Here is a 23,748-nt window from a genome sequence, read left to right as displayed (position 1 = left end):
CAACATGTCTGAACAACACGCACAGGGCGCTGACGCGGTAGTCGATCTTAACAATGAACTGAAAACGCGTCGTGAGAAGCTGGCGAACCTGCGCGAGCAGGGGATTGCCTTCCCGAACGATTTCCGTCGCGATCATACCTCTGACCAATTGCACGCAGAATTCGACGGTAAAGAGAACGAAGAACTGGAAGCGCTGAACATCGAAGTCGCCGTTGCTGGGCGCATGATGACCCGCCGTATTATGGGTAAAGCGTCTTTCGTTACCCTGCAGGATGTGGGTGGCCGCATTCAGCTGTACGTTGCCCGTGACGATCTGCCGGAAGGCGTTTACAACGAGCAGTTCAAAAAATGGGACCTCGGCGACATCCTCGGCGCGAAAGGTAAACTGTTCAAAACCAAAACTGGCGAACTGTCTATCCACTGCACCGAGCTGCGTCTGCTGACCAAAGCACTGCGTCCGCTGCCGGACAAATTCCACGGCTTGCAGGACCAGGAAGCGCGCTATCGTCAGCGTTATCTGGATCTCATCTCTAACGATGAATCCCGCAACACCTTTAAAGTGCGCTCGCAGATCCTCTCTGGCATTCGCCAGTTCATGGTGAATCGCGGCTTTATGGAAGTTGAAACGCCGATGATGCAGGTGATCCCAGGCGGTGCGGCTGCGCGTCCGTTCATCACCCACCATAATGCGCTGGATCTCGACATGTACCTGCGTATCGCGCCGGAACTGTACCTCAAGCGTCTGGTGGTCGGTGGCTTCGAGCGTGTATTCGAAATCAACCGTAACTTCCGTAACGAAGGTATCTCGGTACGTCATAACCCAGAGTTCACCATGATGGAACTCTATATGGCTTACGCAGATTACAAAGATCTGATCGAGCTGACCGAATCGCTGTTCCGTACTCTGGCACAGGATATTCTCGGTAAGACGGAAGTGACCTACGGCGACGTAACGCTGGACTTCGGTAAACCGTTCGAAAAACTGACCATGCGTGAAGCGATCAAGAAATATCGCCCGGAAACCGACATGGCAGATCTGGACAACTTCGACTCTGCGAAAGCGATTGCTGAATCTATCGGCATCCACGTTGAGAAGAGCTGGGGTCTGGGCCGTATCGTTACCGAGATCTTCGAAGAAGTGGCAGAAGCACATCTGATTCAGCCGACCTTCATTACTGAATATCCGGCAGAAGTTTCTCCGCTGGCGCGTCGTAACGACGTTAACCCGGAAATCACAGACCGCTTTGAGTTCTTTATCGGTGGTCGTGAAATCGGTAACGGCTTTAGCGAGCTGAATGACGCGGAAGATCAGGCGCAGCGCTTCCTGGATCAGGTTGCCGCGAAAGACGCAGGCGACGACGAAGCGATGTTCTACGACGAAGATTATGTCACCGCACTGGAACACGGCTTACCGCCGACAGCAGGTCTGGGAATTGGTATCGACCGTATGGTAATGCTGTTCACCAACAGCCATACCATCCGCGACGTTATTCTGTTCCCGGCGATGCGTCCGGTGAAATAAGCATTACGTTATGCTCACAACCCCGGCAAATGTCGGGGTTTTTTATTTAAGCTGGGTAAATGCAGATAATCGTTTTCTGGCTTCGCGATTTGTCGCCTGCATCACCATCCACGGACTGAACGCCCACGGTGTGGCATCAATACCGTGTAATACATCTGCTAAATCACACCATTGATAATCCATCACTTCATCATCGTTGATCTGTAACGCACTGGTCGTGCGTGCGGCAAATACCGGACACACTTCATTTTCCACAATGCCATTCGGATCGGTGGCGCGGTAGCGAAAGTCAGGATAGACCGGTTCTGGTGCTGTTATTTCCACACCCAGTTCAAAGCGGCAACGGCGGATCACCGCGTCTTCGTTGCTTTCTCCCAGTTGTGGGTGCCCACAAACCGAGTTAGTCCACACGCCAGGCCATGCTTTTTTGCTCAGTGCGCGGCGGGTAACTAATAATTGCCCCTTGGCATTAAACAGCCAACTGGAGAACGCGAGATGTAAGAGGGTGTCTGCCGTGTGTGCGGCATACTTTTCCAGCGTACCCGTGGGAACTCCCTGTGCATTCAATAAAATGACGTGTTCCGTTTGCATAATTTCTCACATGTAATTCTAATCACTCATCATTATAGATAATTGAAGAGTGAAATGATTAACCAAGTGAGCGTTTATCGACAACCGCCCGTTTTGAGCGGATGTCGACAGGTAAAACCATTTAAAAAAGCAGCATCATATATTTGAAGCGACTTTCAATGGCCATTGCAACACAGTCAGAAATGACAGGAATAGAGAGAGTAAAAAGCAACAACAGACTGAATATAGCGCGCATTAAAAGATTCATATTATTCTCCATGCTCATTTTTCTTCAGCTTGCGCATCAGAAGCCACATACGTACTGTCCTGACTTTTAAATCTTTATCAGAGACGGATTCCTTCACCAGATCAGCATGATGCTGATAGCCATTAAAGAAGACGTTCAGCACAACGGCGCTAAGGGTTGCGAGCATAATGCCGCTATGCAGCAACGGTTGCAGTACGGCCGGTAACTTAGAAAAGAAATCGTGAGAGAGCGTCGGAGTCATGCCAACGCCGAGACTGATCGCCACAATATAGAGGTTGTAACGGTTGGTGGTGTAGTTACAGCGCGACAGAATTCGAATTCCTGTCGCCAGTACCATGCCGAACATCACCAGCCCAGCACCGCCCAGCACAAATTGCGGAATGGAGGCGACCAGCACCGCCATTTTTGGCACCATGCCAAACAGGATTAATATAATTCCCGAAGAAATACACACCCAGCGGCTATGAACGCGCGTCACGCTAACCAGGCCAACGTTTTGAGAAAATGACGTGTGGGGGAAGCTGTTAAACGTTCCGCCTATCATTGTCCCTACGCCATCGACACGCAGCCCGCGAATAATATCGTGTGAAGAGAGTTTACGACCGACTATTTCACCCAGTGCCAGGAACATCCCCATCGACTCGATAAACACGATGATTAACACGGCAGTCATGGTCAGAATGGAAACGGGATCGAAAATCGGCATACCAAATGACATCGGCGTGACAATCGCAAACCACGAGGCATCATGTAGCCCTGATAAATTGACTTCATTCATCATCCACGAAAGTAAAAAGCCAAATACAATCCCCAGTAATACGGCGACGTTGGACATAAATCCTTTCGCATAGCGAGTAATGAGCAAGATAAAAATTAAGACGGCAAAGGAGATACCTAAATAAACGGGATTACCATATTGCGGATTCCCTTTACCTCCTGCGGCCCAGTCAATACCCACCTGAATGATGCTAAGTCCGATAGAAGTAATAACCACACCGGTAACCAGTGGCGGGAATAAAGGCATCAAGCGACCGATAAGTGGCGCTAATAATGTGGTGATAAAACCCGCGGCGATAGTGGCACCGAATATCCCCAGCAGGCCGATATCCGGGTTCATGCCAATGGCTATCATTGGTGTTACAGCGGCGAAGGTCACCGACATAATCACCGGCAGGCGGATCCCCATAAAGCGGCCGATACCGATACATTGCAATAATGTGACGATCCCGCAGCAAAAGAGATCCGAGCTAATGAGCATCGCAATAGCTTCTTTTGAGAGGCCCAGTCGGTCACCAATCATAAGAGGAACAGCGACTGCACCTGCGTACATGACAAGGACGTGTTGCAGACCGAGTATGATCAGCTTTCCTGGTGATAATATGCGGTCAACCTCATCAGTTGGGCGATCTTGCCCTGAAGATGAGGGAAGTTGGGAATCTATGGCGCTCATCAGTGTTTCTCCTTTCGCTCGCCAGAGTAAAAAGCAACCGTTTACGTTATTGAAACTGTCTAAACACATGCTCGTGGAGTGCCAGTTTTTGCGAGGAAGGGGAGTTAGAGACAGGAATTGCGGAGGCAATCACATAATCGTGGTTAAACCACGAAAATGAGAAGAGAACCTGACAATGGAATTATCTGTAATTTTCTCATATTGATATTTCATTAATCATTCTGGCATGTCGCACTCTCGCATTTAATCGTTTTTATCTGGATAGCGCTCTTTTGGTCGGCAATGTTGAAATAATGAAAGCGGCACAGATGAAGGGGCAATAATTTGAACTCAGTCGCAAAATTATAATTAAAACGGTCATGCTACCTAATATATGCCCGTTTATTGCATCGCGAAATTTGAGAAGACATAACTCATTAAATGAAAGGGATGCAAATGAATAAGTTTATCGCTGCTGAAGCTGCGGAATGTATAGGCTGTCATGCTTGTGAAATTGCCTGTGCGGTGGCACACAATCAAGAAAACTGGCCGCTGAGTCACAGTGACTTTCGACCGCGTATCCACGTTGTAGGGAAAGGCCAGGCTGCGAATCCGGTGGCCTGCCATCACTGCAACAATGCCCCTTGCGTTACGGCTTGTCCGGTTAATGCTCTGACTTTCCAGCCCGATAGCGTACAACTGGACGAGCAAAAATGTATTGGTTGTAAAAGATGCGCAATCGCTTGCCCCTTTGGCGTCGTTGAGATGGTCGATACGATTGCGCAGAAATGCGACCTTTGTAACCAGCGCAGTTCCGGCACGCAAGCCTGTATTGAAGTCTGCCCAACACAGGCGTTACGGCTGATGGACGATAAAGGGTTGCAGCAGATAAAGGTGGCCCGCCAGCGCAAAACGGCAGCAGGAAAAGCGTCATCAGACGCTCAGCCATCTCGCAGTGCAGCGTTGCTCCCCGTTAACTCGCGTAAAGGCGCAGATAAAATTTCAGCGAGTGAACGGAAAACCCACTTTGGCGAAATTTATTGCGGGCTGGATCCACAACAAGCGACTTATGAGAGTGATCGCTGTGTTTATTGTGCCGAAAAAGCTAACTGCAACTGGCATTGCCCGCTGCATAACGCTATTCCGGATTACATCCGTCTGGTACAGGAGGGAAAGATTATTGAAGCGGCAGAACTTTGCCACCAGACCAGTTCCTTACCAGAAATCTGCGGCAGGGTATGCCCACAGGACCGTCTTTGTGAAGGCGCATGTACTTTGAAAGATCACTCTGGCGCAGTCTCTATCGGTAATCTGGAACGCTACATCACCGATACCGCGCTGGCGATGGGCTGGCGTCCCGATGTCAGCAAAGTTGTTCCCCGTATCGAGAAAGTGGCGGTGATTGGCGCTGGGCCTGCAGGGTTAGGGTGTGCTGATATTCTGGCGCGCGCAGGAGTTCAGGTCGATGTCTTTGATCGCCATCCAGAAATTGGCGGTATGCTGACTTTTGGCATTCCTCCTTTCAAACTCGATAAAACGGTATTAAGCCAGCGGCGAGAGATATTCACCGCAATGGGAATCGACTTTCATCTTAACTGTGAAATTGGCCGCGATATTACCTTTAGCGATTTAACTTCTGAATATGATGCAGTTTTCATCGGCGTGGGGACTTACGGGATGATGCGAGCAGATCTGCCGCATGAAGATGCGCCCGGTGTCATTCAGGCTCTACCGTTCCTGACTGCACATACCCGCCAGCTCATGGGGTTGCCGGAGTCTGAAGAGTATCCGCTGACGGATGTGGAAGGTAAGCGGGTCGTGGTATTGGGCGGTGGCGATACGACCATGGATTGTTTGCGGACTTCCATCCGCCTCAATGCCGCCAGCGTGACCTGCGCGTATCGTCGTGATGAAGTCAGTATGCCGGGCTCGCGCAAAGAGGTGGTCAATGCGCGCGAGGAAGGTGTCGAGTTTCAGTTCAATGTTCAGCCGCAATATATCGCTTGTGACGAAGATGGGCGTTTAACTGCAGTGGGCCTGATTCGTACCGCCATGGGGGAGCCGGGGCCGGATGGTCGCCGTCGTCCTCGTCCGGTAGCGGGTTCAGAGTTTGAATTGCCCGCCGATGTTCTCATTATGGCCTTTGGTTTCCAGGCGCATGCCATGCCGTGGTTGCAGGGCAGCGGAATTAAACTCGATAAATGGGGCCTGATTCAAACCGGTGACGTCGGGTATTTACCTACCCAGACGCATCTGAAAAAAGTCTTTGCTGGTGGTGATGCAGTTCATGGCGCGGATCTGGTTGTCACTGCAATGGCCGCAGGAAGGCAGGCGGCGCGCGATATGTTAACTCTGTTTGATACGAAGGCATCGTGATGAAATCGTTAATTATCGTTAATCCGGCTGACTGTATTGGCTGCCGTACTTGTGAAGTAGCCTGTGTGGTCGCTCACCCTTCAGAACAGGAGTTGAATGCCGATGTCTTTTTACCCCGGCTGAAGGTACAGCGACTGGACAGCATCAGTGCGCCGGTGATGTGCCATCAGTGTGAAAACGCCCCTTGTGTTGGCGCTTGCCCCGTGGGGGCGCTGACGATGGGCGAGCAGGTGGTGCAGACCAATTCTGCCCGTTGTATTGGCTGTCAGAGTTGCGTCAGTGCGTGCCCGTTTGGAATGATCACCATTCAGTCGTTGCCGGGGGCTACCCGGCAACAAATCGTGAAATGCGATCTCTGTGAACAGCGGGAAGAGGGGCCAGCCTGCGTTGAATCTTGCCCAACACAGGCGCTGCAGTTGCTTACTGAAAGAGAACTCAGGCGAGTCCGCCAGCAGCGTATTGTTGCCAGCGGTGAGAATCCTCTGTGAAAGAAATCTCCGCGCTGAAAGGCGCGGAGAATCTATTAGATTGCCCAACCACCCGCGTAAAATGCGACCAGTGCGGCAGTAATGATCACCGTACCAATATTCAGCTTTTGCCATTCGCGTGCAAAGACGCGGCCTACGACCAGTGTCACAAAGCCCAGCATAATACCGGTAACGATATTACAAGTCAGAACGATGAACACGGCACACACCAGGCCAGCCATAGCGTCAATAAAATCATTGAAATCCAGCTTCGAGACGTTACTTAACATCAGCAAACCTACGTACATCAGAGCGGGTGCAGTGGCGTAACCAGGGATCAAAAATGACAGCGGTGATAAGAACAGAATCAGCAGGAATAACGCCCCCACTACGGTTGCGGTTAACCCTGTTTTACCCCCGGCGGCGGTTCCTGCCGCTGATTCGATATAAACCGCTGCGGGCGCTGCGCCCACCAGGCCGGAGAATATTGAACTTACTGAGTCACTGGTCAGGGCTTTGCCGCCGTTGATGATCTGGTTGTCTTTATCCAACAAATTCGCCTGACCGGCGACGGCACGGATGGTGCCAGTGGCGTCGAACACTGCGGTCATCACCAATGCCAGTACACTCGGAAGTACAGTTGGCTGGAGTGCGCCCATAATATCGAGGCTGAAAATCAGAGACTTACCATCTTCGCCAGTCAGGCTTGGCATCGCCACCAGACCGTGGTATTTCACCGCTGGATCAAAGATTAAGCCGATGATCGAAATTGCAATAATCACCAACAAGATCCCGCCGGGTACGCGGCACTTTTCCAGACCGAAGATGACCGCCAGCCCCAGCAAGCTCATCATCACTGGGAAGGAGGTAAACGCACCGAGCGCCACCGGCAAGCCTTCAATCGGGTTTTTGATAACCATTCCCACACCGTTAGCAGCAATCAGCAGCAGAAACAGGCCGATACCGATACCTGTACCGTGAGCGATACCCATGGGCAAATTACGTAAGATCCAGGTACGCACACCGGTTACGGAAATGGCGGTGAAGATGACGCCCATCAGAAAGACCGCGCCCAGTGCGACAGGAACGCTAATTTGTTGCCCGAGTACCAGACTGAATGCGGTAAACGCCGTCAAGGAAATCGCGCAACCAATCGCCATCGGCAAATTGGCCCATAACCCCATCAGCAACGAGCCGAAGCCCGCGACCAGACAGGTGGCAACAAACACAGCTGCGGGAGGAAAACCTGCTTTGCCCAGCATTCCCGGAACGACGATAACGGAATAAACCATGGCCAGAAAGGTCGTTAAGCCAGCCAGTACTTCCTGACGAACGGTACTGCCACGAGCGGTAATTTTAAAATAATTATCCAGCGCGCCCTGTGGCTTTGGTGCGTCCGGTGTTTGTAGGATGTCTCCAGACATAATGATGTCCTCACGAGGATGTTAAAGTTTTATTATTAGTTGCGTTCGTACACCAGACGACCATCAACGTAGGTGCGGTAGATCGAACGGTCATCGCCCAACGTCATCATCACGAACAATTTGTCGACTAAAGAAACAGAGTTGTCATAGCGCAGCTGCTGTAGCGGAGTGGCGGTGGGTTCCATCACCACGAAATCAGCCTCTTTGCCAGGTAAAAAGTTGCCAATCAAATCGTCAAGGCCCAGAGATTTCGCTCCGCCGAGCGTGGCCAGGTAAAATGCTTCATATGCCGAGAGGCGATAGCCTTGTAGTTGCAACACTTTGTAGGCTTCGTTTAGCGTTTGCAGCATGTTGAAAGTTGTTCCGGCACCGATATCCGTTCCCATGCCCACTTTAACTTTCTTCTGCCATGCTTTTTTCAAGTTGAATAAGCCGCTGCCGAGGTAAAGGTTGGAGGTCGGACAGAAAGCAATGCTGGATTTGGTTTCGCTGAGACGATCCCACTCTTTTTCTTCGAGATGGACGCAGTGAGCAAAGACACAGTTTTTACCGGTCAGGCCGTACTGATGGTAAACATCCAGATAGCCATCATGTTCAGGATAAAGTTCTTTCACCCAGGCAATTTCATCTTTGTTTTCACAGAGATGGGTATGTACCCACGTATCCGGATATTCTTCTTTCAGGCGTTTCGCCATCGTCATCTGTTCAGGAGATGAGGTAGGGGCGAAGCGTGGCGTAATCGCATACAACAGACGACCATTTTTGTGCCAGCGCTCGATCAGTTCTTTGCTTTGGTGATAGCTGCTTTCGGCAGTGTCGAGCAGATAATCCGGTGCGTTGCGGTCCATCATCACCTTACCGGCAATCATACGCATATTGATATGGCTGGCGGCTTCAAACAGCGCATCAACGGATTGCGGATGAACAGTGCCAAACACCAGAGCCGTGGTGGTTCCGTTACGTAAAAGCTGCTTGATGAAGAACGCCGACATTTCGCGGGCGTACTCTAAATCCTCATAACGACGTTCAGTAGGGAAGGTGTGTTTATTCAACCACTCCAGCAATTGTTCACCATAGGCCCCCACCATTTCACTTTGCGGATAATGGATATGTGTATCGACAAAGCCCGGTACTATCAGTTTGCCGCGATAGTCGCGCACGCGAATGGTGTCAGGAATTTGATGTTTTCCGTCTTCCCATTCGCCAAACCATTCCACTTTTCCCTGTTTAATGAGTAATAAACCATCCTCAATAAACCGCAGCGCAGAGGCAATCTCTTCCGGGTTGTCGACCGTACGCGTGACATCAATAAAACTGCCTCGTACCGCTTTTAACGTGTGTTCTCCTGACATCATTGACTCCTTTACTGTTAATCCATCTCTTCCGCTGAGGTAATACCAGGCAGAACGTTTTCCTGTCGGTAGCCACCAGGGAGGATAATATTTAATAAAATCGCAGTTAACCCGCCAGCACAAATAGGGTTTTCAACTAGTACATAAATAGAGGCTGGCAATATTTTAAAAATTTCGGGATCGTAGGAGACGCCAAGCCCTAAACCTAAAGAAGTGGCGACAATAAGTGTTTCTCGGCGCTTTAAACCGTTGGTGATGATGATGCGAATCCCAGCGATAGCAATCATGGAAAACATCAACGTCATTGCGCCTCCCAGAACTGCCGAGGGTATGGTTGTGAAGAAGCCGCCAATCATCGGAAACAAACCGAGGATAACCAGCATTACCGCGATGGTTCGCCCGACATAACGTGAAGCGACGCCAGTCATCTGAATAACCCCATTATTTTGCGCAAACGTGGTTAAGGGTAATGAACCGACAGCGGAGGCGATAACAGAAACCAGACCGTCTGCCAGCACGCCGCCTTTCAGTCGGGACTGATACTCTTCTCCCTGAATGGGTCGGCGGGAAACCATTGCCGTGGCGGTGATATCGCCGACAGCTTCCAGCACGCTAAGCAGATAAATCGTGCCAACCACCAGGAACTGATGGAAGCTAAAACTAAAGCCGTATTTGAACGGATGTGGGATGGTGATTAACGGCAAATTGCGCATACTGCTGAAATCCACCATGCCCAGGCATAACGACGCGATATAACCGACGCATAGCCCAATGGCGATCCCTCCCATGCGTAGCAACGGACTGCGACAGCAGTTAAAGCCGATCACCACAATCAAAACCAACAAACCAACGCCGAGATGTTCGTAATTGCCGAAGGTACCGCTGCTTTTGGCTGCAAATCCACCGCCAAAATCGATAATGCCGACTTTAATCAGGCTTAAGCCGATCATCAGTACCACAATACCGCTGACAGTAGGCGTAATAACCCGACGTAGGTAGGGCAAGATAAATGAAGAGCCGACAACCAGAAATGCGCCAACGAAGGATACGCCAAGCAGCGACGACATGATTAACTCTTCGTGAAAACCGTCGCTTTTCATGCTGCTGCCCAGCGCAATCATGACCGTAACAAATGAAAAATTGACTGACTGAATTGAGAGTAGGCCAGAACCGACGATGCCATAGCGGTTTACTTGTAACCAGGTACCAATACCAGAGGCGATCATCGCCATTGAAACAAGATAGGCAGTTGTTTCAGCGGAAAGCTGTAAGGCCGCACCCACGATTAACGCGGGGGTTACCATCGGAACGAAAATTGCCAACAGATGGGTAATGGCACCAACGAGAGCCTGATGAAAGGGAGGGCGATCCTCCAGTTCAAATATAAGGTCAGAACCTGCATGGTTTATATCAGACATCCCTTCACTCCTTTTAAAGTAAATTTGATCATCTGAATTAGTAAAATAAATTCCCACGAATTTGGGGCGCAGGACGCCTTGAGAACGGCTTATCTCATTTTCGCAGTCACTATTTAGTCATCGTTCAAACAGAGAAACAGGCCGCCGAAGCGGCCATTTATTACTTATATTTTTTCCAGCGCGGTGAGTATTTTCTCCGGTGTGAAATGCCATTCGCGTAACCAGATGCCGCAGGCATCGTGAATTGCGGTAGCAATCGCCGGAGCTGCGCCATTTACACCAATTTCCGAGATCGATTTCGCCCCGAACGGGCCGACTTTATCGTCGCTCGGCACCAACACAGCGCGGAAATCACGCGGAATGTCACCAATTTTCGGTGCACCGTAACTGCGTAAATCACGCGTTAACGGGTGACCTTCGGCATCATAAATGATCTCTTCGCTCATACTGTGGCCGATAGCTCGCAGGGTGGCACCGTAGATTTGTCCCAACGCTAACTCTGGATTGACCGGTGTACCGCAATCCAGCAAGGCGTAGAATTTATCCAGGCGGATTTCACCCGTACGCGTGTTGACGGCAACTTCAGCAAAGTTTGCGCCATACGGGAAGGCGAAATCAGGCGTGATATAACTGCCAGTTCCCACCAGTGAACCAAAGCCTGTGCCGGTTTCGCCTTTATGGGCAATATCCCCGAAACTAACTTCGCCTTTCTTGCCGCGTACGACGCCCGGCGTTGCTAGTTGGACATCTGCCACTGGCTCACCCAACATTTGCGCTCCGTGGAACAGAATTTTCTCCCGCAGATTTTCTGCTGCCAAACGCGCCGCGTTACCCGAGAAGCAAGTACCGGACGAGGCATATGCGCCTTTATCAAACAACGCATGATCGGTATCACCGGAGATAACATGCACGTCCTGCGCTGGGCAGTGCAGCACTTCTGCTGCCAGTTTCGTCACCACAGTATCCAAACCAGTACCAATATCCGCACCGCCAGAATGAACGATAAAGGTGCCGTCCGATTCCAGTTTGATCATGCAGTTAGCCTGATCGATATCCGGGATCCCTGATTTCTGCATGATAATGGCGACACCACGACCGATGTGCCAGTCACCGTTTTGTGGTTTTGGTGACGACCATTGGATCATCTCGCGACCCTGACGCAGGATCTCTTCCAGTGCGCAGCTGGCGGCGGAAGGAACGGAGGTCGGCGCTTTACCTTCACCGATTGCACCGAGAATTTTCAGCTCTTGCCCTTCGTGTACCCGGTTACGTTCGATAATTTCCAGTTGGTCGATCTGTAACTGTTCAGCCAGTTCCGCTAATGCCATGGTGATAGCGAAGTTACCTTTCGGTGCGCCATAACCCTGATAAGCACCATTTGGGCAAATGTTGCTGTAGTAGGTGGTGACCTGGAAATCGACGTTATCGCACGGATATAACGGCAGCGACAGCGCCGGTCCGTTACACGGTACGGTGAGTGAGTGGTTGCCGTAAGGGCCAGTGTTGGCGCGGAAATCCATCTTCACTGCCGTCAGGCGACCATCTTTTTTCGCTCCCAGTTTGACGGTGACTTTCGCGACGTGACGAGAGGTGTTAGCAATAAACTCTTCTTCACGGGTGTAGCGGAACAGTACCGGACGCCCGGTCACGCAGGTTGCCCAGGCGCACACTTCTTCCAGCAGGATGTCCTGTTTAGACCCAAAACCGCCGCCAACTCGCTCTTTAATGACATGAACTTTATGCTGTTTCATGCCCACGAGGCGCGCGACCTGGCGGCGTAAGTGCCATGGTACCTGGGTGGAGGCGTGGATAACCAGACGATCGCCGTCCATACGGGTAAAGCAGATATGAGTTTCAGTCGGGCACTGCTGCGCCTGCGTTGAGTTATAGGTTCGCTCAATGATCACATCGGCATCGGCAAAGCCCTTGTCCATATCGCCGATATGACCATGAATACTGGCGGCGATATTTTTGCGAGGGCGAGAACCGATCGGGAAGTTGATGATCATATGCTCGCCGCGCTGGGCTGCATGGCTGTTATCGTCTTCCAGAGTATCTGGCGCACCAGCAACATACACCACCGGTTCATCGTGCACGACAGGCGCATCTTCCGCCATTGCTTCGTCGATCGACATTACAGGTTTAAGCACTTCATATTCAACGTCGATGAGCTTCAGTGCTTCGAGCGCAATTTCTTCACTTTCAGCGACGACCGCAGCAACGCGATCGCCGACGTGACGCATTTTCTTGCCGAACATACGGCGGTCAAGCGGTGACGGTTCCGGTGCGCTCTGACCACCCGGGGTATAGTAGATATCCGGGCAATTCAGGTGAGTAATAACGTGAACGACGCCTGGTAAGGCTTCAGCTTTGCTGACATCCAGATGAGTAATCAGTGCGTGAGCGTGTGGGCTACGTAACATTTTAATGACGCAGGCGTCAGCCGTTACGCGGTCTTCAACATAGCAGGGTTTTGCCTGCACCATTTTCGCGGCATCAGTTTTAGGATAATGCTTACCAATGACTTCAAGGTCGTCACGGAAAGTCGGAGCGATATCAATGGTGGCCTGCGGATTATTTTTACGTGCAACCGCCAGTTCAATGACCTGATAGTATTGTTGCCAGCCTGCATCGCGGCTGAACAAACCAGAAAGCGCGTCGTCGATCTCTTCGCGGGTAGGTGCGGCAATGCGATCGAGAAGATCGGTGATAATCAGAGCCGCAGCTGGATCGTTATAACCAGACTGCACCACGCCAACATCAACCATTGCCTGTTGAACCAGACTTAACTCGTTCCATTTGCCCAGAGACTCTGCGGTACGAATATCTGCCTTCTCTAACTGTGCGGCGATAAGCAAGGACGCGTTAACGATATTACCGTTAAAGATAATTGCGTCAGAACCGGCAAACCCGAATCCATCATCGCTGTTGCGTACAGAGTGCATTCCCATGTTAAACAACAGCTTTTGCACGTTTTCGCCTGGATTAACGGTTAGCTCCTGAGGCGCGCCATTTAAAGTAAAGTGGATGATCATACGGCTTCCTCCCCAGCCTGTTGGCAGTCGGCATACAGGTCGGCTACCAGAACTCCCGTGATATAGCGTTTATAGGCCACGCTGCCCCGCAAATCTTCCTGCGGGAAAATGGCGTTGGCGACAGCCTGTTCAAGTGCATTGCCTTCCAGATTTTGTTTTTCAACATCGTGCAGACGCAGTGCTTTACTGGCGACGCCATCCAGCGCAATTCGCATACCGTCGTGGTCTGTCATTGCAACGGCTGCCGTCACGACGGTTAAACCTGCCTGAGAACGGCTAATTTTGCGGGTCGCACAGGTGCGATACGGATCTTTAATGATAATTTCGGTTAGCAGGCGATCGCATGGGCAGGCCAGGTACTCTTCGATTGACAGTGTTTCGCCATTGCCAAAAACCAGTTCAGCATCCAGTGCCAGCAGGACGGGAAGCAGCACAGACTCTTCCTGCCGGGCGGCGATTTCACCACCAATGGTCGACTGATTACGAACATGGCGAGAGTAGACAAAGCCGAGGGCTTCACGCAGTGCTGCAGGAATAAATCGCGCATCACGCAGTGGCTGCAAGCGAGACATTGCGCCAATCCGCAGTGCACCGTTATCCCAGTCAACCCAGTCCAGTTCCAGATCCTGTAAGGAAATGGCAATCTTTTTATCGGTACGGGTTGGTGTAGCGTTGAGTTTGCTGCCCCCGGCGAACCAGACGGCTTCATCCTGGTAGCGGCGCTTCAGTTCCAGCGCCTGTTCGACAGAGTCGGGCCTGAAAAATTGTTCAATCATCTTCTTTCCTTATTTAACCCTCTTCCCTACGGGAAGAGGGTATTTGTCATTTATGCCAGCGCATCCATCCGACGCCACATACTGGCAGCGGCTTTTCTGGCTTGCGCATAAATGGAATCGCAATCGAAGTTAAACTGACGGTCTTCATAGACCATCACGCCATTGACCATCACGCTATGAACGCTGCCTGAGCCCATACCGAAAGCGATATGCCCGGCGATATTGTCTGCCAGCAGCGGTGTCGGCGAGTTGTAATCGCAAATGGTTAAATCGGCTTTGTAACCGGCTTCCAGAAGGCCAAATTTCGCGCCAAAATTGCGGCTCATCAGTTCGTTGCCGTTAGTCAGGGCTTTGGCAAAACTGTCAGGCCACAGCGGACCACCCGCATCGCGATGTTTAAAGAAGGCAAATTTCATCTCTTCAAACATGTCCGAACCAATGCCGTCAGTTCCCAACGCCAGATTGCGGATGTCGCTAAGGTGATGGTTGTAGCCGACATGGTTGTTCATGTTTGAACGGGCGTTATGCACCAGGAACGCATCGCGCTGATTGAGTAGGGCGATGTCATCTTTCGACAAGTACAGCCCATGAGCGACCAGCGTTTTGCTGTCGATGAGATCGAATTGCGCCAGTCGTGCCAGCAGGTCTTTGCCGTACCAGTGGTGACTGTAGGAAACGTCGTAAAGGTCTTCCGCAGCGTGAATATGCAAACCACGACCTGTGGCTTTCACGGCTTCACGCAGCATCTCCAGACCGGCATCCGGCACGGTAAACGGCGCGTGAGCGCCGATATGTGCTTCCACCAGATACGGCTCGGTTGCTGCTTTCTTCGCCTCATCAATCTGACGGGCGAAGCGGATGTTTTCTTCTACACCTTCCTGCAACTCTTTGATGCCGTTGTTACGGTCAGTAGTTTCAAAACAGGTCATCGCGCGCAGGCCAACTTTTAAAAATGCGTTGCGCAATGTGGAGAGCGACCCGCCGATATACGCCGGAGAGGCATGGTGATCGATAACCGATGTACATCCGCTCTTAATCGCTTCCAGGGAACAAATCAGTCCGCTGTAATAGAGCGACTCTTCATCAAGGGCGCGATCGAGTCGCCACCAGAGATTTTTCAGCGTTGAGATGAAATCCGGGCAGGGGGCGATGTTTGCCATAATTCCGCGGGACAGTCCCGAGTAAAAATGGTTGTGCGAGCAGACAATTCCCGGCATCACAATCCGACCATGCATCTCTTTGTAGCTGGCATCGGGGTAGCGTTGCGTCAGGGCATCGCCGATAGCGACAATCACATCATTTTCGATGGCGATATCAACGCCTTCCTGCACTTTCGCCGGGTGTAACTGCACTGCGGTGACATTCTTCAGAATCAACATGATTACACCTCCACGCGGCCCAGCAGATAATGATGATGCTGGTGGACATGGCTAATAATGCGGCACATATCGTTCAGCTCCGGTGGTACGTTGTTGAACTGACCTTCGCTGTCGATGTTTAACACCCAGCTTTGGTTATTCAGACGTACTCGTACCCGGCAATCTTCCACAAGGAAGCCAGGATTGCTGCTGTTATCAAAGTCTTGCGACAGGCTGAAGACGGTGATTTTGTCTTTGTACGGTTTACCGTTCCACGGGCAGAACTGAGCGCAGTTGCCGCATTCGTTACAGTAAGCGTCGAGGTGCAGCGTCTGGAAACGGTTCTGGAAGCCAGGGACCGCAATGGATACGTTGGCGCGGTTCGGGCAGACATCCACACACTTGCTGCAAACGTAGTTACATTCAAGGCAGCGTGCGGCTTCCTGGGCGACAAACGCGTCACGATCGTCGCTATCCACCAGGGTGATAGAGATATCGCCTTTGCGTTGATAGATTTCCGCCGGATTGACGTTGTTCCAGTATTTATCGTTCTGGTGGGAACGGATGTTTTCCCGACTAAGGATGACATCGGTCGCCCGACGCGCGGTTCCGACAGCAGCGACAATGGAGGATGGTCCGCGCTGTACGTCGCCGATCATAAAGACGTCAGTCAGACGAGTTTCGCCATTATGGTCGACGTCTGGCCAGCCGTTTTTGTCCAGCGGCACGCCCATCGCATTCAGGGCTTCAGTATCCTGCTGTTCACCAATGGCGGTGATCAGGCTGTCTACATGCAGTGTTACTGTTTCGTTGGTTTCAACCGGACGGCGACGACCTTTCTCATCAGGTTCGCCAAGCGACATAACGCGCAAGGTTAAGGTGCCATCAGCATCGAAACGTTCCGGATTATTCAGGAAACGGAACTCCACGCCGTCGTGCAACGCTTCTTCATACTCTTCGCGCCATGCTGGCATCTCTTGCAGTGAACGACGGTAAACGACCGTTGCTTTTTCTACGCCTGGAACGCGTAACGCCGCACGAGCGCAGTCCATTGCCGTGTTACCCGCCCCGACAACGACCACATGTTTGCCCAGCTTGAGCGCTGTGCCCTTGTTGTATTCACGCAGGAAGGGGAGTGATTTCCAGACATTTTGGTTGTCGCCCGCCAGTTTCACACCGCTATTTTTATCAGTGCCGGTGGCAATCAGAACATAGTGGAAGCCCTGATTTTTTAACTGTTCAACGGTCAAATCGGGTGAGCAGCCATACTCAAATTTCACGCCGTGAGCGGCAACAAAATCGATATCGTGCTGAATTAACTCTGCAGGAATACGGAACTGAGGAATGATATTTTTCACCACGCCGCCCGCATTGGCTTCGCGTTCAAACAGCGTAACCGGATGGCCCGCTCTGGCAAGGAAGTAACCTGCTGCCAGACCCGCCGGACCTGCACCAATCACGGCAACCGGATGGCGTGAACCAGAACCGGCTGGTTTGTGCCAGCGTTGCTTATATTCATCCCAACCTTTTTCCAGCGCGACTTTTTTCAGTTCGCGGATATTCAGCGCACTGTCGTAATCCAGGCGGGTACAGTTGTATTGGCACTGGTGATCGCAAATATGACCGGTAATGGCGGGCAGGGCGTTGCGTTGGTAGATGAGTTCCAGTGCGTCGGCATAGCGGTGTTCGCCAAGCAGACGGATGTATTCCGGAATATCCTGTTTAATGGCGCAAGCAGTAACACAGGGGGCAACGTAGCAGTCAGTCAGCGGCAGGTCTTCTGCCACTTCAATACGCTCTTCTGGCTTCCAGTGTTTCTGAGTGTATTCCATGGTTAACGCGTCTGCTGCCAGTTTGTTCAGGCGTTCGACGTCAACATGGGCAAGCCCCCAGGCGTCGGAGCCTTCCAGCTCGCGCATGCAGGCACTTAAGCGCAGATAGCCGCCAGGTTTCAGCAGGTCGGTTGCCATAGTAATAGGGCGAATACCAGTATCAAAAATATCGCGGATAGTCAGCTGACTGGCACCACCGGAATAAGAAATGGGCAGTTTGCCGTCAAAGGCGCGAGAGAGAACTGCTGCAACATTGATGGAGAGCGGGAACAGCGCACGGCCTGACATATACATCTCTTCACCAGGCAGTGCGCCTTTATTGTTGATGGTGCCGAGAGTGTTAGTCAGTTTTACGCCAAAGCCGAGTGATTTTTCTTTTGCCAGTGCCATCAGGCGTTCCAGCATTTCCAGCGCTTGCGTCAGCTTGAGGTCGTGATCAAATGACTCTTCTTTTAAGCCTATGTAACCGAAACCGCAGACATCGAGGATCTCACGAACACGCGCGTACCCCAGTAAGGTCGGGTTGAGTTTCACAAAGGTATTGAGCCCTTTTTCTTCCAGCATGTAGCGGCAAATGGCTTCGATTTCATGCGGAGGGCAGCCGTGCATGGTGGAGAGGGTGACGCCCTGCACCATGCTGGTAGGGATGCGAGCTGGTAAGGCTTGCAAGCTTTCGCGTTTTTCCTGCAATCCGTGGCGGGCTAAAAATGCGTCATCCTGGAGTAGTTTATTAAGCGTATCGCGGTACTGTGCGAATTTCGGATGGTCAGACGCGTCCATCATATTATCGATGAACTGCTGCATGGGCGGCTGTTTAATCCCTTCAAGGTTATAACCGACGCTCATATTAAAGATAAATGACTTACCGGATCCTGATGGCTGGAACATCGCTTCCAACAGATGCAGGGCAAACCAAGCTTTGAGGTATTCATCCCAGGCTTTAAGCAGGGTAAATTCGGTGGACCATTCGGTGTTAAAGCACTCGTCTTCGGCATCAATACAGGGCTTTTCCAGCTCCAGGCGGTCAAGAATTTGGACGGTTTTTAGTTCGATGAAGCGTCCGCCAGTTAGCCAGGAAGTGACAATATTTTGCGCGAGCTGCGTGTGCGGGCCAGCGGCAGGGCCGACGGGAGTGGCACAGGTTTCACCGAAGACGCTAACAGTTTTACCTTTTACGGGTGAGTAAAACTGTTGCTCGGGAATACCAAAGATTGAGCGTTGTTGTTGGTATTCATCAAATATGCGCGTCAAAAGTTCCTCAAACGGAATGGGACGCATAATATCCCCCATAACCCTCTCCTTAGCTTATACAGATATCATTGAGTGACCGGTGTTGAGAAATCCGGTGGTTTAGGGGGATAGAGCAACAATCGCACCACTCTTGCCAGGTTTGGCGGGAAATATAAAAAAATGTGAGGCGGCTCGAAACTTAGGAGCTTTTTGTGAAAGAACTCACAGGTGCCAAATGAGAATTAAAATCACTCCTGAAAATTATTATTGCCAGCCCATTTATCACTTTTTCTCTTTTCTCAAAATCAGTGATTCCTTATCATTATGATAAAGAGAACTGGAAGGGTTAAATATTTGAACGCAATCGTTTAACTACGTTTTCTAAATTTCAGTATACCTTTTTTTCGCTGTAATAAAGTCGTCCGGAGTATCAATATCTAAAATTATTTCTGCATTTTCTATTTCGACGGAATAATGTTCTCCCATAAGGAGTGCCTGACGCATATTGGTGATATTGAGACGCTGGATTGCCTGCATCAGGCATGGCTTTGACACTAAAATCGGATGGCCGGGAATGCCATTATGGAGTGGCAGTATTGCGCCATCATTTCGTAACGACCAGATTTTTCTAAAAATATCGATGGTGAGGGTAGGCATGTCACCGTGGGTGAGAAAACAATATTCTGTTTTTACCGCGGGTACTGCGGCCTTTACTGATGTTAGTAAACCCTGCGCATAATCTGGGTTGTGGATAATAGTGATATTGCTCTGGTTCGCATAACGCTCGTGCAGTTCATTACCACGATAGCCGGTGACTAAAATAATTCGGCTACAAAACTGCAACGCATTTTTGATACTTGTATCAAGAATTGTTCCCTGTTGCCAGGGTAACATCATTTTCCATTGCCCCATTCTTGATGATAATCCGGCAGCGGTAATTATACAGTCGATGGCTGACATAGTGGTTCCATTATTTATAGGGACTAATAACGCCTGATAATTGCGTTACTTCCTGATGGATTAAGTTGGGGATAATTTATCCCAGAGAGGTCATAAAGACTCGTGAAAAGTATAGTTGACCCATCGGCATTATTCATTGATTTAGGCGCGCAGAAACGTCCCACTGTGATTTCTGTTGTTGGGGCTGGGGGGAAAACCAGCTTGCTTTTTTGGCTGGCAGAACTGCTCCAGGCTAGCGGCAGGCGTGTGTTAATCACTACGACGACACATATGTTTATGCCAACGTCTCACTGGCCCGTGGTTTTCTGTCGTGATCCCGCCATGCTTCCTCATGCGTCTCTTACATCCCCCATTTCATTTTGTTTTCACAGCTGGAAAGCGAACCAGGGAAAAGTGCAGGGATTTATGCCAGAAGCGATTGATGCACTGGTGCAACGACCAGAGTGTGACGTAATTCTCATTGAGGCAGATGGCTCGCGTGGAATGCCGTTAAAAGCGCCTGATGAGCACGAACCTTGCATACCCAAAAGCAGTTGCTGCGTGATTGCTGTGATGGGAGGACATATTTTGGGTGCGAAAGTGAGCACAGAAAATGTCCATCGCTGGTCGCAGTTTGCTGATATTACCGGGTTAACACCTGATGCAACCTTGCAACTGAGCGATCTCGTTGCGCTGGTTCGCCACCCTCAGGGCGCATTTAAAAACGTACCGCAAGGTTGTCGGCGAGTCTGGTTCATTAACCGTTTTTCTCAATGTGAGAATGCGATTGCGCAAAGCGAGCTCCTTCAACCGCTGCAACAACACGACGTAGAGGCAATCTGGCTGGGCGATATACAAGAACATCCTGCAATCGCGCGCAGATTTGTGAATTAGCGGCCCGGGTATTCCGGGTTACTGAAAGGATATCCATTGAGGTTGGTATGAATATTTTCACAGAGGCTGCAAAACTTGAAGAGCAAAATTGTCCGTTTGCGATGGCGCAAATTGTTGATAGCCGAGGCTCGACTCCCCGCCATTCTGCACAAATGTTAGTGCGCGCCGATGGTTCTATCGTCGGTACAATTGGTGGTGGAATGGTTGAGCGGAAGGTGATTGAAGAGTCGCTTCAGGCATTGCAGGAACGTAAGCCGCGATTATTCCATGGACGTATGGCTCGTAACGGTGTGGATGCTGTCGGGTCAGATTGTGGAGGTGCAATGTCCGTGTTTATCAGCGTCCATGGTATGCGTCCTCGTCTGGTATTGATTGGCGCGGGGCATGTCAACCGGGCGATAGCCCAGAGTGCGGCGCTATTAGGATTTGATATTGCCGTTGCCGATATATATCGCGAAAGCCTTAATCCTGAATTATTCCCACCATCAACCACGCTTCTCCATGCTGAGTCGTTTGGTGCGGCAGTGGAAGCACTGGATATTCGCCCTGATAATTTTGTCCTGATTGCCACGAATAATCAGGATCGTGAAGCCCTCGACAAACTCATTGAACAGCCCATTGCATGGCTGGGGTTGCTGGCAAGTCGTCGCAAGGTTCAGCTTTTCCTGCGTCAATTGCGTGAGAAAGGCGTGGCTGAAGAACATATTGCCCGTTTACATGCGCCCGTTGGTTACAACATAGGTGCGGAAACGCCGCAGGAGATCGCCATCAGCGTGCTGGCAGAAATATTACAGGTGAAAAATAACGCGCCGGGTGGGCTGATGATGAAACCTTCTCATCCTTCCGGACACCAGCTGGTGGTGATTCGCGGTGCGGGGGATATCGCCAGTGGTGTGGCGCTACGTCTGTATCATGCGGGTTTTAAAGTGATCATGCTGGAAGTGGAAAAACCGACAGTGATTCGTTGTACCGTGGCGTTTGCCCAGGCCGTGTTCGATGGCGAAATGACGGTCGAAGGCGTCACTGCCCGCCTGGCAACCAGCTCTGCGGAAGCGATGAAACTTACCGAACGCGGATTCATCCCTGTGATGGTAGATCCCGCCTGTTCATTGCTTGATGAACTGAAACCGCTTTGCGTGGTGGACGCTATTCTGGCGAAACAGAATTTGGGTACGCGGGCAGATATGGCACCAGTAACAATCGCGCTTGGGCCGGGCTTTACTGCTGGGAAGGATTGCCATGCGGTAATTGAAACAAATCGCGGGCACTGGCTCGGTCAGGTGATTTACTCTGGTTGTGCGCAGGAGAATACCGGTGTTCCCGGCAATATTATGGGGCATACCACCCGACGGGTGATCCGTGCTCCTGCTGCAGGCATTATGCGATCCAACGTGAAATTAGGCGATCTGGTGAAAGAGGGCGATGTGATTGCCTGGATTGGTGAGCATGAAATTAAAGCACCGTTGACGGGGATGGTGCGTGGCTTGTTGAACGACGGACTGGCGGTGGTCGGTGGTTTTAAAATTGGTGATATCGATCCACGTGGTGAAACAGCTGATTTCACCAGCGTTTCTGATAAAGCCCGGGCAATTGGCGGCGGCGTACTTGAGGCGTTAATGATGTTGATGCATCAGGGCGTTAAAGCGACAAAAGAAGTGCTGGAAGTGGCTTAAATGAAAATGGCCGGATGGTATTACCCACCCGGCCTGAGACTGATGACAAACGCCAAATTGCCTGATGCGCTACGCTTATCAGGCCTACAAGTGCATTGCAATCTATTGAATTTGCGATGTTTTGTAGGACGGATAAGGCGCTCGCGCCGCATCCGGCATCAACAAAGCGCACTTACTTGACAATCTTTGGCCGGATGGTATTACCTACCCGGCCTTAAAATTACTGACAAATCACCGTTCCGGTTTTGCCTTCAATCCCTTCTTTCGCTTTGCTCAATACGGTAATCAGTGCTTCGCGTCCAGCGCGAGAGCGAGCAAACGAGGCGGCTGCTTCCACTTTAGGCAGCATAGAACCTTTCGCAAAATGACCTTCTTCGATAAAGCGTTCAGCATCACTTAATGACAGGCGATCGAGCCACTGTTCGTTCTCTTTACCGAAGTTAATGGCCACTTTTTCTACCGCAGTCAGAATGATCAGCATATCGGCATCAATCATTTCTGCTAAACGGGCGCTGGCCCAGTCTTTATCAATAACCGCGCTGGCACCACGCAGATGGTTACCTTCACGAATAACAGGAATACCACCACCGCCAACGGTGATCACTACCTGGCCTGCATCTACCAGAGCTTTAACCGTTTCTTTTTCAATGATATCAACTGGTTTTGGCGAGGCAACAACACGGCGATAGCCGCGACCAGCATCTTCTTTCAGAGTGTAACCCTGTTTTGTCAGTTGCTCTGCTTCCTGCTCGGTAAAGAACGAACCGATCGGCTTGGTCGGGTTGAGGAATGCCGGATCGTTAGCATCGACTTCGACCTGGGTAACCAGCGTTGCTACAGGTTTATTAATGCCACGAGAAAGCAGTTCTTCTCTTAAGGCGTTTTGTAGATCGTAACCAATGTAGCCCTGGCTTAAGGCAACACAGACAGACATCGGCAGCATTGGCGAGTGCGCTTCCGTTTTTGCGGCAGCTTCAAAGGCCTGGTTAATCATGCCCACCTGTGGCCCGTTACCGTGAGTGACGATGACCTCATGTCCCTGGGCAATTAAATCAACAATTGCCTGAGACGTAATTTTTACCGCTTTCATTTGTCCGGCCAGGTCGTCGCCCAGCGCATTCCCGCCCAGGGCGAGAACAATTTTCTTACTCATTTTTCCTCACTCATCATTCTTGATTGTGTATA

18 protein-coding genes are annotated in these 23,748 nt (G+C 50.9%); 6 read left to right on the top strand and 12 right to left on the bottom strand.

Annotated features, from left to right (window positions below; all coding sequences use genetic code 11):
- Positions 1-4 precede the first annotated feature (4 nt).
- Positions 5-1,522, top strand: coding sequence for a lysine--tRNA ligase (gene lysS, locus ACJHXB_RS01415; RefSeq protein WP_000003071.1), 1,518 nt, complete (start codon positions 5-7; stop codon positions 1,520-1,522).
- 42 nt (positions 1,523-1,564) lie between these two features.
- On the opposite strand, the gene idi is transcribed toward lysS, so the two are convergent.
- On the bottom strand, positions 1,565-2,113 hold the full coding sequence (gene idi / locus ACJHXB_RS01410) for an isopentenyl-diphosphate Delta-isomerase (RefSeq protein ID WP_001192788.1): 549 nt from the start codon (positions 2,111-2,113) through the stop codon (positions 1,565-1,567).
- Positions 2,114-2,167: 54 nt separating this feature from the next.
- Here idi and ACJHXB_RS01405 point away from each other — a divergent pair, with 54 nt between their 5' ends.
- A complete protein-coding gene (locus tag ACJHXB_RS01405) occupies positions 2,168-2,260 on the top strand; it encodes a hypothetical protein (protein WP_223344823.1) in 93 nt (30 codons plus the stop codon).
- On the opposite strand, the gene yqfG is transcribed toward ACJHXB_RS01405, so the two are convergent.
- Both yqfG and uacT read right to left on the bottom strand, forming a co-directional pair.
- Entirely contained in the window at positions 2,235-2,360 is a 126-nt protein-coding gene (gene yqfG, locus ACJHXB_RS01400) for a protein YqfG (protein ID WP_001050745.1), read from the bottom strand. The genes ACJHXB_RS01405 and yqfG overlap by 26 nt on opposite strands.
- A 1-nt stretch (position 2,361) precedes the next feature.
- The gene (gene uacT, locus ACJHXB_RS01395) at positions 2,362-3,810 is read right to left on the bottom strand and encodes a urate/proton symporter UacT (protein ID WP_001295374.1); all 1,449 of its coding nucleotides are present in this window, start codon (positions 3,808-3,810) and stop codon (positions 2,362-2,364) included.
- Positions 3,811-4,245: 435 nt separating this feature from the next.
- Here uacT and ygfT point away from each other — a divergent pair, with 435 nt between their 5' ends.
- Both ygfT and ACJHXB_RS01385 read left to right on the top strand, forming a co-directional pair.
- On the top strand, positions 4,246-6,165 hold the full coding sequence (gene ygfT, locus ACJHXB_RS01390; protein WP_001604804.1) for a formate-dependent uric acid utilization protein YgfT: 1,920 nt from the start codon (positions 4,246-4,248) through the stop codon (positions 6,163-6,165).
- Complete coding sequence (locus ACJHXB_RS01385) at positions 6,165-6,653, top strand: 4Fe-4S dicluster domain-containing protein (RefSeq protein WP_001604803.1); 489 nt, start codon at positions 6,165-6,167, stop codon at positions 6,651-6,653. Before ygfT ends, ACJHXB_RS01385 begins: the two co-directional genes overlap by 1 nt.
- Before the next feature lie 35 nt (positions 6,654-6,688).
- Here the strand turns inward: ACJHXB_RS01385 and ghxQ are convergent, their stop codons facing one another.
- The 8 genes from ghxQ to mocA form a co-directional block, all read right to left on the bottom strand.
- Positions 6,689-8,056, bottom strand: a complete 1,368-nt coding sequence (ghxQ, locus tag ACJHXB_RS01380; RefSeq protein ID WP_000012163.1) for a guanine/hypoxanthine transporter GhxQ — start codon at positions 8,054-8,056, stop codon at positions 6,689-6,691.
- A 35-nt stretch (positions 8,057-8,091) separates the two neighbouring features.
- Entirely contained in the window at positions 8,092-9,408 is a 1,317-nt protein-coding gene (gene guaD / locus ACJHXB_RS01375; protein ID WP_001604802.1) for a guanine deaminase, read from the bottom strand.
- 17 nt (positions 9,409-9,425) lie between these two features.
- Positions 9,426-10,826, bottom strand: coding sequence for a xanthine/proton symporter XanQ (gene xanQ / locus ACJHXB_RS01370; protein ID WP_001280192.1), 1,401 nt, complete (start codon positions 10,824-10,826; stop codon positions 9,426-9,428).
- 164 nt (positions 10,827-10,990) lie between these two features.
- The gene (locus tag ACJHXB_RS01365; RefSeq protein WP_001604801.1) at positions 10,991-13,861 is read right to left on the bottom strand and encodes a molybdopterin-dependent oxidoreductase Mo/Fe-S-binding subunit; all 2,871 of its coding nucleotides are present in this window, start codon (positions 13,859-13,861) and stop codon (positions 10,991-10,993) included.
- The gene (gene ygfM, locus ACJHXB_RS01360; protein WP_000572473.1) at positions 13,858-14,637 is read right to left on the bottom strand and encodes a molybdopterin-dependent oxidoreductase FAD-binding subunit; all 780 of its coding nucleotides are present in this window, start codon (positions 14,635-14,637) and stop codon (positions 13,858-13,860) included. The genes ACJHXB_RS01365 and ygfM overlap by 4 nt, the downstream gene beginning before the upstream one ends.
- Before the next feature lie 50 nt (positions 14,638-14,687).
- Positions 14,688-16,016 (bottom strand): putative aminohydrolase SsnA, encoded by a 1,329-nt coding sequence (ssnA, locus tag ACJHXB_RS01355; RefSeq protein WP_001604799.1) that lies wholly within the window; start codon positions 16,014-16,016, stop codon positions 14,688-14,690.
- A 2-nt stretch (positions 16,017-16,018) separates the two neighbouring features.
- Positions 16,019-19,117, bottom strand: coding sequence for a putative selenate reductase subunit YgfK (gene ygfK, locus ACJHXB_RS01350; RefSeq protein ID WP_001604796.1), 3,099 nt, complete (start codon positions 19,115-19,117; stop codon positions 16,019-16,021).
- Between the two features lie 321 nt (positions 19,118-19,438).
- Positions 19,439-20,017: a molybdenum cofactor cytidylyltransferase gene (gene mocA / locus ACJHXB_RS01345; protein WP_001604793.1), complete on the bottom strand. Its 579-nt coding sequence runs from the start codon at positions 20,015-20,017 to the stop codon at positions 19,439-19,441.
- Positions 20,018-20,119: 102 nt separating this feature from the next.
- Here mocA and yqeC point away from each other — a divergent pair, with 102 nt between their 5' ends.
- Together yqeC and yqeB are read left to right on the top strand one after the other, a co-directional pair.
- The gene (gene yqeC / locus ACJHXB_RS01340) at positions 20,120-20,890 is read left to right on the top strand and encodes a selenium cofactor biosynthesis protein YqeC (RefSeq protein WP_001604791.1); all 771 of its coding nucleotides are present in this window, start codon (positions 20,120-20,122) and stop codon (positions 20,888-20,890) included.
- 47 nt (positions 20,891-20,937) lie between these two features.
- On the top strand, positions 20,938-22,563 hold the full coding sequence (gene yqeB / locus ACJHXB_RS01335; RefSeq protein ID WP_001020405.1) for a selenium-dependent molybdenum cofactor biosynthesis protein YqeB: 1,626 nt from the start codon (positions 20,938-20,940) through the stop codon (positions 22,561-22,563).
- 220 nt (positions 22,564-22,783) lie between these two features.
- Here the strand turns inward: yqeB and arcC are convergent, their stop codons facing one another.
- A complete protein-coding gene (gene arcC / locus ACJHXB_RS01330; RefSeq protein ID WP_000037992.1) occupies positions 22,784-23,716 on the bottom strand; it encodes a carbamate kinase in 933 nt (310 codons plus the stop codon).
- Positions 23,717-23,748: the final 32 nt, after the last annotated feature.

The sequence above is a fragment of the Escherichia sp. WS3227_2 genome (assembly GCF_046486495.1).
Classification (GTDB): Bacteria; Pseudomonadota; Gammaproteobacteria; order Enterobacterales; family Enterobacteriaceae; genus Escherichia; species Escherichia coli.
The sequence above is the reverse complement of the archived record's forward strand: the minus strand, read 5'-3'. Positions and strand labels throughout refer to the sequence as shown.